The sequence below is a fragment of the Burkholderia sp. Ac-20345 genome (genome assembly GCF_017104825.1).
In the GTDB taxonomy this organism is placed as follows: Bacteria; Pseudomonadota; Gammaproteobacteria; order Burkholderiales; family Burkholderiaceae; genus Burkholderia; species Burkholderia lata_B.
Genome location: NZ_JAAGPO010000020.1, coordinates 78,359 through 89,422, shown reverse-complemented (window position 1 = coordinate 89,422; position 11,064 = coordinate 78,359). Strand labels below are relative to the sequence as shown.

At 67.3% G+C, this 11,064-nt stretch carries 11 protein-coding genes and 2 pseudogenes; 6 read left to right on the top strand and 7 right to left on the bottom strand.

The genetic code is table 11. The features are described 5' to 3' along the window. Both G3O06_RS10540 and G3O06_RS10535 read left to right on the top strand, forming a co-directional pair. The coding region (locus tag G3O06_RS10540) for a glycerate kinase (protein ID WP_205815957.1) at window positions 1-289 on the top strand (289 nt) is incomplete at its 5' end. Between the two features lie 62 nt (window positions 290-351). Further along, window positions 352-801, top strand: coding sequence for a MarR family transcriptional regulator (locus tag G3O06_RS10535; protein WP_039367176.1), 450 nt, complete (start codon window positions 352-354; stop codon window positions 799-801). 170 nt (window positions 802-971) lie between these two features. On the opposite strand, the gene G3O06_RS10530 is transcribed toward G3O06_RS10535, so the two are convergent. Next, window positions 972-1,970 (bottom strand): 2-dehydropantoate 2-reductase, encoded by a 999-nt coding sequence (locus G3O06_RS10530; RefSeq protein ID WP_174967426.1) that lies wholly within the window; start codon window positions 1,968-1,970, stop codon window positions 972-974. 99 nt (window positions 1,971-2,069) lie between these two features. Further along, window positions 2,070-3,215, bottom strand: coding sequence for a helix-turn-helix transcriptional regulator (locus G3O06_RS10525; RefSeq protein WP_205815956.1), 1,146 nt, complete (start codon window positions 3,213-3,215; stop codon window positions 2,070-2,072). A gap of 302 nt (window positions 3,216-3,517) precedes the next feature. Between G3O06_RS10525 and G3O06_RS10520 the strand changes: the two genes are divergently transcribed. The 4 genes from G3O06_RS10520 to G3O06_RS10505 all read left to right on the top strand — a co-directional run bounded on the left by G3O06_RS10520 (window position 3,518) and on the right by G3O06_RS10505 (window position 7,266). After that, complete coding sequence (locus G3O06_RS10520) at window positions 3,518-4,564, top strand: porin (protein ID WP_205815955.1); 1,047 nt, start codon at window positions 3,518-3,520, stop codon at window positions 4,562-4,564. 22 nt (window positions 4,565-4,586) lie between these two features. Continuing rightward, complete coding sequence (locus G3O06_RS10515; protein WP_205815954.1) at window positions 4,587-5,795, top strand: MFS transporter; 1,209 nt, start codon at window positions 4,587-4,589, stop codon at window positions 5,793-5,795. Window positions 5,796-5,811: 16 nt separating this feature from the next. Beyond that, window positions 5,812-6,921, top strand: a complete 1,110-nt coding sequence (locus tag G3O06_RS10510; RefSeq protein ID WP_205815953.1) for a class II histone deacetylase — start codon at window positions 5,812-5,814, stop codon at window positions 6,919-6,921. A gap of 114 nt (window positions 6,922-7,035) precedes the next feature. After that, complete coding sequence (locus G3O06_RS10505; protein WP_174914652.1) at window positions 7,036-7,266, top strand: hypothetical protein; 231 nt, start codon at window positions 7,036-7,038, stop codon at window positions 7,264-7,266. A gap of 105 nt (window positions 7,267-7,371) precedes the next feature. Here G3O06_RS10505 and G3O06_RS10500 read toward each other — a convergent pair whose 3' ends face one another. The 5 genes and pseudogenes from G3O06_RS10500 to G3O06_RS10480 form a co-directional block, all read right to left on the bottom strand. Then, entirely contained in the window at window positions 7,372-7,671 is a 300-nt protein-coding gene (locus tag G3O06_RS10500) for a hypothetical protein (RefSeq protein WP_205815952.1), read from the bottom strand. Window positions 7,672-7,761: 90 nt separating this feature from the next. Beyond that, window positions 7,762-7,905 (bottom strand): annotated as a pseudogene (locus tag G3O06_RS49940) (aromatic ring-hydroxylating dioxygenase subunit alpha); the annotation flags it as partial. Between the two features lie 31 nt (window positions 7,906-7,936). Next, window positions 7,937-8,388, bottom strand: a pseudogene (locus tag G3O06_RS10490) (LysR family transcriptional regulator); the annotation flags it as partial. A 131-nt stretch (window positions 8,389-8,519) separates the two neighbouring features. Then, entirely contained in the window at window positions 8,520-9,665 is a 1,146-nt protein-coding gene (locus tag G3O06_RS10485) for a porin (RefSeq protein WP_205815951.1), read from the bottom strand. Between the two features lie 184 nt (window positions 9,666-9,849). Next, entirely contained in the window at window positions 9,850-10,851 is a 1,002-nt protein-coding gene (locus G3O06_RS10480; RefSeq protein WP_174997957.1) for a LysR substrate-binding domain-containing protein, read from the bottom strand. Window positions 10,852-11,064: the final 213 nt, after the last annotated feature.

Here is an 11,064-nt window from a genome sequence, read left to right as displayed (position 1 = left end):
CGCCGGCGCAGGCTGGCTGATCACCGGCGAAGGCCGCTCCGACGTGCAGACGCTGCACGGCAAGGCGCCGTTCATCGCATGCCGCCACGCGCAGGCCGCGGGCGTGCCCGCGTCGCTGCTGTCCGGCGCGGTCGACCCGGCCGCGCTGCCGCGCCTGTCCGAACATTTTTCCGGCTGCTTCTCGCCGGCTCCCGGGCCGATCACGCTCGACGTCGCGATCCGCGACGCGGCCAATCTGCTCGCGAACGAAGCGGAGCAATTGACACGCCTGAAGTACGGCGCACACTGACCGTTGACCCGAGCGCGCGATACAGGAACAATCGGGCCCGCCCTTTTTCTTCAGGATTCGACATGAAAGGCCGTCAAGCCGGGCTCGATCAGTTTCTGACCTATCGCCTCCACGCGCTCACGAAGCGATCCGACCGCGGGATCGGCGAGGTGTACCGGCACAAGCTCGACATCTCGCTGCCCGAGGCGCGCGTGATCGCGGCCGTCGGCGCCTTCGGCCCGTTCTCGATCATGGATCTCGCGCGCCACACCAATCTCGACAAGAGCCAGGCGAGCCGGGCGGCCGAGGCGCTGCTGCGCCAGGGGCTGCTCGAACGCAGTGCGAGCGAGGAGGATGGCCGGATCGTGCTGATCGCGCTGACCGCCGACGGCCGCGCGCTGCATCGCAAGATCATGCCGATCGTGCGCAAGTGGAACGACGGCTTGCTCGCGTGCCTGTCCGACAGCGAACGCCAGACGTTCGAGCGACTGCTCGACAAGGTCGTCGCGCACGCGACCGAGCGGGACGACTGAGCGGCACCGCGGGCACGGCGCCCGCAGTATTCATCCGATGAATTCGACGGGCCGCCCCGGTCGCCTCGCCGGCGACGCGGGCGGCCCGCTTTGCGTCATGCGTTGCGCACTGCAAGCGGATCGCAGCGCGCCGCCTCACCGGCGTCGCGCATGCAGCGGCACCGCCCGCGCTACAGCCCGCTGTTCGTCGCGCGCTGACGCAGCAGCCCGAGCACCGCGTCGCAATACGGGGTCGGCACGCCGAGCTTGCGCCCGAGCTCTGGAAACACGCCGAGGATCGGCCCGATCTCGAGCGCGCGCCCCGCTTCGAAATCCTGCAGCATCGACGTCTTGAACGCGCCGAGCTTGCGCGTGACCGCGATCCGCTCGGGCCCGCTCATCCCCGTCGACAGGCCGAGCTTCGCACCAATCGCGGCCGCCTCCTCCATCATCCGCAGCGCGAGATCCTGCGTGAACGGATCGTCGAGCAACTGCTCGGCCGTCGAACCCGTCAGCGCGCTCAGCGGATTCATGTTCATGTTGCCCCACAGCTTCGTCCAGATCTCCGTCCGGATCGCGGGCGTCGACTCGACGTCGAAACCGCCCGCCGCAAGCGCCGCGGCGAACCGGGCGGTGGCCGTGTCGAGCCGTGCATCGGGCGCACCGACGATCAGCCGGTTGCCGCGCCCGCGGCGCACGACGCCCGGCGCGTCGGTACTCGACGACAGGTGCACGACGCAACCGATCGCCTGCGCGGGCGGCAACGCCGCCGACACCGCACCTGCCGGATCGACCGCATCGAGCGGCACGCCGTCGAGCGCGCCTTCGAGCCCGTGCGTGAACCACCACGGCAGCCCGTTCATCGCCGCGACGATCACCGTGTCCGGCCCGACCAGCGGCGCGATGCGCGCGGCCAGCGCCGGCAGCGCCTGCGCCTTCAGCGCGATCACCACGTAGTCCTGCACGCCGAGCGCGGCCGCATCGTCGCTCGCCCGCACCGGAACCGACGATGTCACACCCGCCTCGTCGATCACGCGCACGCCGTGCGCGTTCAGCGCGTCGAGCGTCGCGCCGCGCGCGTACGCGCTCACGGTCATGCCGGCCCGCGACAGCGCGGCCGCGAGCAACCCGCCGATCGCGCCGACCCCGACCACCGCCGCGCGCACCGACCCTGAATTCGTGTCGTTCATGATGGAATTCCGTCTCCTGGGAGCTGACGAGCATAACGCTCAATGGTTGCGGGCACAACCATTCACGCGACCGCATGCACCACGCGGCGTTCGTGCGATTCAGCGCGGCTCGCCGCCGGCTTCCACCGGCTCGTCGTCGGCCGCGCCGCCCGTCGCGCCGAGCACGCCGGCGATCTGGCTCTTGTCGTGCATGCCGAGCTTGCGGTACGCGCAGCGCAGGTAGTGGCGCACGGTCGTCGGCGAAATCGCCATCTGCTGCGCGACTTCCTTGTGCGAGCGCCCGGCGCCGTAATAACGGATCGCCGCAAGCTCGCGCGGGCTCAGGCGGTCGAGCAGCGAGCGCGGTCGCGCCTCGATCTGGAACAGCCCCGCAACCGGCACGCACTGGATCCGCAACGCATCGCCGACGAACGGCTGGCCCGACTGGCGCCGCAAGTGCGCGACGAGCGGCTCCGGCACGCGGGCACCGGCCCATGCCGGCCATTCGGTGCGCAGCACGTCGTCAAAACCGTGATCGGCATGGTGGAGCACGCCGAAGTTGTCGCACAGTGCGCGCGCCGCCGGCGCAACCGTATCGCCACGCTCGCGCGTGAGCTGCGCGGCGCGATTGATCGTCAGCGCGGCCGCGAGGTGCGGAATCACTTCCTCGAACCGGCGTGCATCGTCGTCGCTGAACGGGCGATTCAGGCCCTGGCGATAGATCGACATGAACGTCGTCAGGCCGAAACGGCGATCGAGCGTGCACACGCACATCAGTTGCGCGAGCCCGTACTTCACGCACCAGTCGCGAAACCGGGCATCGAGCCCCGGTTCGACGACCGACAGCCGCACCGCGTGGCCGTGCGCGCCGCGCAGCGTGCGGTGCGCGAGCGGGTCGCAATCGCGCACGCGCTTCCAGTCGCTGAAGAACGCGTGCGGCAAACGGTACAGGAAGCTGTTGTGCATCACCGGGCCGGTCGGCACATGGGTCGCGACGCCCGTCCATGCGGCGTCGAACGGAATGAGCGCCTGCAGCAGCGAAAAGAAGCGGTATTCGAATTCGCCGATGCCGGACCGTGCGGCAACCGCGTACAGGTCGAGCAGCATCAGCCCGAGTTCGCGCTGCGGTGCGTCGCCGCGCGTGACGCCGTCGAAATCGGCGCGCCGGGACGGCAGCGGCGGCCAGGCGAAGTCGTCGAGCACGATGGCGGCCGGCACGTCGCGCAGCGCATCGAGATCCTGCCCGATATCCGTCGTGATCCTCACCTTCCACTCCCCTGCCCGATCGGGCTGCTGATGTGCACAACGACACCGGCCGATTATAGCGATCGGCTTTTTTGACGGGCCACGGTGCCGGAACGGGCGCCAGCCCCATCCATTTGAACGGTGCGCGGCCCGTTGCTGCTCCGCAGCACGCCGCGCCACGGCAGCGCGCCGCGTGCATGCCGCGCACCGCGGGTTTTCCGCACCGTTCATCTGTACGACTGTTCGAAGGTTTTCCCGCTGTGGACACTGCGTCGCGACAACACCAACGACACACCGATGCAGGACGGTATGGAGAACCCCACGTGACGAAACCCCGCTTCATCCGCACGGCCGCGGCCGTCGCGACACTTGCCGCGTGCAGCGCCGCCGCGCATGCGCAGTCGAGTCTCACGCTGTACGGCGCGCTCGACGCCGGCGTGCAATACCTGACGCATGCCGACGGGCGCCACTCGGCCGTGCAGCTGCAGAACTACGGCATCCTGCCTTCGCAGATCGGACTGAAAGGCCACGAGGATCTCGGCGGCGGCTGGCGTGCGCTGTTCAAGCTCGAACAGGGCCTCAACCTCAACGACGGCACCGCGACCGTGCCCGGCTATGCGTTCTTCCGCGGCGCGTACGTCGGCATCGCGGGGCCCGTCGGCACCGTCACGCTCGGCCGGCAGTTCAGCGTGCTGTTCGACAAGACGCTGTTCTACGACCCGCTCTGGTATGCGTCGTATAGCGGCCAGGGTGTCATCGTGCCGATGAATGCGAACTTCATCGACCACTCGGTCAAGTACCAGTCACCGACGTTCGCCGGCTTCGACGTCGAGGCGCTCGCCGCGACGTCCGGCGTCGCCGGCAATACGCGCGCCGGACGCGTGCTCGAACTCGGCGGCCAGTACACGAGCAACGGCCTGTCGGTCAGCGCGGTGCTGCATCAGGCGTACGGCGATGTTTCGGCGGCCGACGACACGTCGTCACGCCGCCGCGAACTCGGCTCGCTCGCCGCGCGCTATGCATTCGCCACATTGCCGCTCACCGTCTACGCAGGTGTCGAACGCCTGACCGGCGACCTCGACGCGGCGCGCACGATCGTCTGGGGCGGTGCGCGCTACCAGATGTCGAGCGAGATCGGCCTGAACGCGGGCGTCTATCACACCGACTCGCGCACGCCGGCGATCGGCCACCCGACGCTGTTCATCGCAAGCACCACGTATGCGCTGTCGAAACGCACCGTCGCCTACGTGAACCTCGGCTATGCACGCAACAGCGGCCAGAGTTCGCAGACCGTCTACGAGTACGACCCGACGCCGCTCGCCGGTGCATCGCAGTTCGGCGCGATGGTCGGCATGTACCACCTGTTCTGATTCCCCCCAACGAGATCCCGCCATGAAAACCCTTTCTCCGGATGCCGCACTCCCGCCAGACGGCCGCGCGTCGGCCTTCGCGCGCTCGACGCTCGTCGCGCTCGTCGTGTTCGCGGCCATCACGCCGCTGCTGCTGCTCGTCGCGCCCGCCGTCGCCGGGCAGCTCGCGACGCAGCTCGGGCTGTCCGCATCGCAGATCGGCACCTACTTCTTCGTCGAACTCGGCGCGTTCAGCCTCGCAACCGTGCCGTCGTACCTGTGGCTCGGCCGGGTCGACGCGCGCCGCGTCGCCGCGTTCGCCATCGCGCTGTTCGGCGCGGGCAACCTGCTGACCGCGCTGTGGATGCCGGGATTCGTCGCGCTGCTCGCGCTGCGCGCAGTCACCGCGCTCGGCGGCGGCTCGCTGATGGTGCTCTGCATGACGAGCGCCGCGACGAGCGAGAACAGCGACCGCGTGTACGGCCTGTGGGTCGTCGGCCAGTTGATCGCGGGCGCGATCGGCCTGTTCGTGCTGCCGCATGTGTTCGCGGCGTTCGGGCTGCGCGCGCTGTATGCCGCGCTTGCCGCGCTCGCGCTGCTCGCGGCGCCGCTGTCGCGCGGCTTTCCGTCATCGCTGGGCATGCGAACCGCGTCCGCGCAACACGCGCGCGGCACCGCGGCGCAGACGCCGCAAAGCTTCGTCATGCTCGCGATCGGCGCGGTGCTGACGTTCTATCTCGCGATCGGCAGCGTGTGGACGTTCGCGAGCCGTGCCGCGACCGAGGCCGGGCTCGATCCGCAGTCGACCGGCAACGTACTCGCGATCGCAAGCGTGATGGGCATCGCCGGCGCGGCGCTCGCGTCGTGCGCGGGCGGCCGGCTCACGCGACGCGCGATGCTGGCGGCCGGTTACGCGCTGCTCGCGGCCTCGCTCGTCGCGCTCGCCGTGATGCGGCACGCCAGCGGCTACAGCGCGGCGATCTTCGCGTTCAAGTTCGCGTGGACGTTCGTACTGCCGTTCATCCTCGCGACCGTCGCGCAGATCGACACGTCGGGCCGCCTCGTCGCCACGCTCAATTTCGTGATCGGCGCCGGCCTCGCGGCCGGCCCGCTGCTCGCCGGGCTGATGCTCGATGCCGGCGGCACGATGCGCGTGCTGTTCACAGCCGCGACGGCCGTTGCAATCGTGTCTTTCGCCGCGCTGCGCCACATCGATCGCCGCACGCGCCCTTCCGTTTCCTCCCAACCGTGACAGGTCACGCACATCCATGAATCGCACTGCCTTCTTCACCGACGAACGCACTTTCTGGCATACCGGCGGCACGCATGCGCTGTTCTTCCCGGTCGGCGGCTGGGTCCAGCCGCCGTCGAGCGCGGGCTACGCGGAATCGCCCGATTCGAAGCGCCGTCTCCTGTCGCTCGTGCAAGCCTCGGGCCTGGCCGCGCAGCTCGACCTGCGCGGCGCCGAGCCGGCCTCGACCACCGACCTGCTGCGCATTCATCCCGCGCACTATCTCGACGCGTTCCGTGCGCTCAGCGACGCGAACGGTGGCGACCTCGGCGATCTCGCGCCGTTCGGCAAGGGCAGCTACGAGATCGCCGCGCTGTCGGCCGGCCTCGCGATCGCGGCCGTCGATACGGTCCTCGGCGAGCGCGCGACAAACGCGTTCTCGCTGTCGCGGCCGCCCGGCCACCACTGCCTGCGCGACCGCCCGATGGGCTTCTGCCTGCTGGCGAACATCCCGATCGCGATCGAGGCCGCCCGCGCGAAACACGGCATCGAGCGCGTCGCGGTGATCGACTGGGACGTGCATCACGGAAACGGCACGCAGTCGATCTACTACGACGACCCGGACACGCTGACGATCTCGCTGCACCAGGACCGCTGCTTCCCGCCCGGCTACAGCGGCGCGGACGATCGCGGCGAAGGTGCCGGTGTCGGCGCAAACCTGAACGTGCCGCTGCTCGCGGGCAGCGGCGACGACGCGTACCGCTACGCATTCGAGCGAATCGTGCTGCCGGCGCTGGAGCGTTTCCGGCCCGAGCTGATCGTCGTCGCGAGCGGCCTCGACGCGAGCGCGGTCGATCCGCTCGCACGCATGCAGCTGCATACCGACAGCTACCGGTTCATGACGCGGGCGGTGAAGGATGCCGCGCAACGCCATTGCGACGGGCGGCTCGTGATCGTTCACGAAGGCGGCTATTCGGAGGCGTACGTGCCGTTCTGCGGGCTCGCGATCGTCGAGGAACTGGCCGGTGTTCGCACCGACGTCGCCGATCCGATGCTCGACCTCGCGATCGCCCAGCAGCCGGGCGAGCGGTTCGTCGCGTTCCAGCGCGAACTGCTCGACGAACTGGCGGCGTCGTTCGGGTTGTAGCGCGTGCTGGCCAACGCGACGGGGGGCGGCCCGCGCCGGCCCTCTTGCGCGATCGGAGCGGATGGGGTTTCCTGTGGTTTTATCCCTGTCTCGGCCCGAAGCCGCACTCTTCCGATGAAATCGTCTCCGCGCGATGACAATGACGATCCCAAGACGCGCCGCCAGCCTTCGAAGCTGGTCCTGAACATCGCCGCCGTGACGGTCGGCCTCATCACGTTCGCGATCGGCGCGGCGTGGGTGATCTATAGCTGGGTCGTCGATCGCGAAGCGCAGTATTTCGCGATCCCGCTGGTGTTCTCGGTGCCGGTGATCGTGGCAGTCGCGATCCGGAGTTTCTGGGAATAGGCAAACCTGAAATGACGAAGCGCCGCGGGTCGGAAGACGCGCGGCGCCGGGTGTCGGGCTTGCTTCAGATGAGGCGGGAATCCCCGCGGTTCGCTTGCGGGCCGGTTACAGGCCCGGGCGCGCGCACGGATTGGGGGCTGCGCCCTGATATCCGCCCGTGGCAGCGGCCAGTGCGGCGCCGGCCAGCGACGTGCCGAGCGCTTTCAGCACGTTTTCCGTAGAGAACGACTCGCCGCTCGACATCACCCGCCCCGAGTAGGCAGAGCACGCCGTCGGCGACGTCGATGCAACCGTCTGCACGGGTCTGGCGCTCCATGCAATGTTGTCGGCAGGTGTCGACGCAAATGCCGGCACGGCCAGCATCAACGCCAAAACGGATGTCGACATGCGTATGGTGTTTTTCATCAGCGGCCCTCGGCGGAATTGTGTTTCTTATATGAAAGGTGAACACGATATTACACGCGCACGGATTTTCGTGTGCGTCGACTGCCTGCTTCAGATGCCGTGCGCGTTCAGCCGCGCCGCATACCAGCGCGAGAACTGGTCGACGTATGCCTCGGTGAACGGCGAGAAGGTGCTCGGTGAATAGGCCGGATCCTGCGTGCCCGCGTGCGTGATCTCGACGAGGTGCTTGTCCTGCGTATTCGTCGCGACCCACACCGCGGTCAGGCCAGGCCGGCGAGCAGGCGGGAAAGACTTCCTCGTCGAACAGATGGATCGCAGTACCGTCAGTCCAGCGGCCATTCCCGTAGCGCATCGCGACAGTAGCCAGAAATGCGAGAGAGCGGAGGTCGCCGCGAGGACGAGCTCCTGCCGGACCGGGCCGCTTGCCAGCCGGTCGAACACGCCGGCGATCTTCTGCATCGACTCGGCGACCACCCGGTACAGCGCGTCGCCCTCGTCGGTCAACGCGATCGAGCGATGGAGCCGATGGAACAGCCGGGTGCCGAGCAACTCCTCGAGGAACTTGATCTGCCGGCTCACCGCAGCCTGCGTGACACCGAGCTCGTGCGCGGCCAGCGTGAAGCTGCCGAGGCGGGCAACCGCCTCGAACTCGACGAGCGCCGTCACGGACGGAATGAGCCGACGATAGCCTTTGGGGGTTGCCGACGCAGGTTTCATCTGACGGACCGGTCGTTCGAGGTTGGTCGAATTCTATCAAGCGGCGAATCCGTCATCGATCGTCCGTTGCAGCCTCCTCATGGGGAGCGGCCGTCGTGCCGGCCGCTCCGGAGAAAGACGATCGGCCGCAATCAGAACTTGTGCCGCAGCGCAACGCGCGCGACGACCTGGTTGCGGCTGGACGAAACGCCGTCCGCGCCCGGTACGTACGCGACATCCAGCACGGTACCGGTGCGATCGCCGCCGACGTGCTGATACGCGCCCTGCACGTACACGTCGGTCCGCTTCGACAGGAAGTAGTCCGCCATCAGCCCCGCGCTCTGGTAACTCGGATGCTGCTTGCCGCTCGTCGCGTTGTAATCGGCCCGCGTATAGGCGTACATCGCGCCGACGAAGAATGCAGGCGTGAACTGGTATTTGCCGTTGATTTCGAAGTTCTGGAACCGCAGGCTCGACAGCGTCCCCGATGACGGGGTAATCGCGCCGACATACCCCGAGCTGAGCGGATTCGCGATGTAGGTGTTCGTGTACGCGATGCCGATGTTGGCCTTGCCGAAGGTATAGCTCGCCCCCGCGCCGAAGATCCGCAGCCGGTCGGCAAGGAAGTTCTCGTCGCCCGCGTTGGTGATCGCGCCAGCCGCCGTCGACGACGGATGGTCGGCCTGCAGGTACGCGGCGGCGAGCAGGAGATCGCCGATGCCGTACTGGACGCCCGCGCTGAACTGCCGGTTGTTCGCGAAGCTCGTTCCGTTGCTGAAGCTGTACGTGCCGCCGAACTGCAGCCCCGCGATCACCGGGCTCGTGTACTTGACCGTATTGTTCACGCGGAACGAGTTGTCCGTGTTGTCGTTGTCGTACGGATGCGAGAACAGGTAACCGCCCCAGTTGCCGTTCGCGGTCGTCTGCGCGAGATAGTCGACGACCGAGTCGTACTGGCGGCCCAGCGTCACGGTGCCGAGCCGGTCCGATGCAATGCCGACGTAGGCCTGGCGGCCGAACATCAACCCGCCCTGGCCGAGGCGGCCGCTGTTGACGTCGAAGCCGTTCTCCAGCTGGAACACGGCCTTCACGCCGGCGCCGAGATCCTCGGCGCCCTTCAGGCCCCAGCGGCTCCCCTGGACGAAGCCGCTCTGGAGTTCATAGACTTTCTTGCCCGATACGTTGTTCGTGTAGTTGAACCCTTCGTCGATCAGGCCGTACAGCGTCACGGTACTTTGCGCCATCGCCGGTGCGGCAATCGCCGACAGGATCATGCAAGCGAGAATCTTCCTTTTCATTCAGGTCTCCGAACCTAATGTTGCGATGATTGTTATCCAACCTGGCAAACCACTGCTGAAGCAGTTCGGAGCGTATCAATCCAAATTGTGCCCGCCAGATACATTTCCTGCGGCTTATACGATACTTTTGGTTATGCAGGTGCCGGCACGCCGGGCGGGCGACGGCAGGCCACTATACGGTGCGCTATTGCCCGATCTCGACGCCGGCATCGAGCCAGCCGCGCATCATCACACCGACCTCGTCGCTCAGCCATTGACGGAACAGCGCGTACTCCGGGCGCGGTTGCGCATTCCGATGCGTAATCAGATAGTGATGGCGATCACGAAACACCAGCACGTCCTGTACCGGACGAACGAGGCTGCCTTGCTCGATCTGCCGGTGCACGAGGTGATGCCAGCCGAGCAGCGTCCCCTCGCCGGCCTCGGCCTGTGCGACGAGCAGCCGGTAGTCGTTGCTTTCCAGATACTTGTTCTCGGTCAGCGAGTCGGTACCGTCGCCTTGCTGGAACCAGTTGCGCCACACGCGCCAGTCGACGTGCTCGCACACCTGCGCGCGGCCCAGCATCGACAGGTTCAAGGTGGGGCGCGACAGCAGGTCCAGCGGCTTCAGCGACCGGCCGTGAAAATGACGTTCGTGAAACGACGGGCTGCACACCGGATACACGATGTCGTGAAACAGCGGCTCGACTTCGAACTCGGGCTCGCGTGGCGGGTTCTTCGTGATGATGATGTCGGGCTCGATGAGCCCGTCGAGTTCCATGAAGTGCTCGGTGACGATCACGTGCAACCGGATATCCGGAAACTGCTCGCGAAACGCGGGCAGCCGCGACGACAGCCACAGCGCCGAGAACGTGTGCGACACGCACACCATGAGCGCGTGCTTGTCGGTCCGACGTACCGCCTCCGCTGCCTCGGCGATGTTCATGATCGACAGGTACGACGCGTTGTAGAGGATGCGTCCCGCATCCGTCAGCGCAATATGCCGGCCGGTCCGCTCGAACAGCGCGACGTCGAGCGAATCCTCGAGCTCCTTGATCTGCCGGCTGATCGCAGCCTGTGTCACGCACAGCACCTCGGCCGCCTGAGTGAAGCTCTCGTAGCGCGCCGCCGTCACGAAACACCGCAGCGCCCGAAGCGACGGCATCTGCGCGAGGAGCCGGTCTGCAAACAATTGCTTCTTCAACATGGCTTTCACTCTCAAAACGGAGGTCGGACGCGGCGCAGACGAACCCGTCGACGACGGTCCTGCCGGCTGCCTGCGCGCAGGCTCATCGCAAACCTTTCAATTATCTGAATAGTGCGGCTTGCGAGTCGGCCGGGCGGCGGCCGGCAAGGGCCACACCGCCGAAACGGCATCACGATGACGCCATTCTCGATCGTTTGTGCACTGCATCGCTAT

Excerpts from the sequence above, each read along its gene's own strand:
- G3O06_RS10535 (WP_039367176.1), top strand. The coding sequence starts at position 352 with ATGAAAGGCCGTCAAGCCGGGCTCGATCAGTTTCTGACCTATCGCCTC.
- G3O06_RS10530 (WP_174967426.1), bottom strand. The coding sequence starts at position 1,970 with ATGAACGACACGAATTCAGGGTCGGTGCGCGCGGCGGTGGTCGGGGTC.
- G3O06_RS10515 (WP_205815954.1), top strand. The coding sequence starts at position 4,587 with ATGAAAACCCTTTCTCCGGATGCCGCACTCCCGCCAGACGGCCGCGCG.
- G3O06_RS10510 (WP_205815953.1), top strand. The coding sequence starts at position 5,812 with ATGAATCGCACTGCCTTCTTCACCGACGAACGCACTTTCTGGCATACC.
- G3O06_RS10505 (WP_174914652.1), top strand. The coding sequence starts at position 7,036 with ATGAAATCGTCTCCGCGCGATGACAATGACGATCCCAAGACGCGCCGC.
- G3O06_RS10500 (WP_205815952.1), bottom strand. The coding sequence starts at position 7,671 with ATGAAAAACACCATACGCATGTCGACATCCGTTTTGGCGTTGATGCTG.
- G3O06_RS10485 (WP_205815951.1), bottom strand. The coding sequence starts at position 9,665 with ATGAAAAGGAAGATTCTCGCTTGCATGATCCTGTCGGCGATTGCCGCA.
- G3O06_RS10480 (WP_174997957.1), bottom strand. The coding sequence starts at position 10,851 with ATGTTGAAGAAGCAATTGTTTGCAGACCGGCTCCTCGCGCAGATGCCG.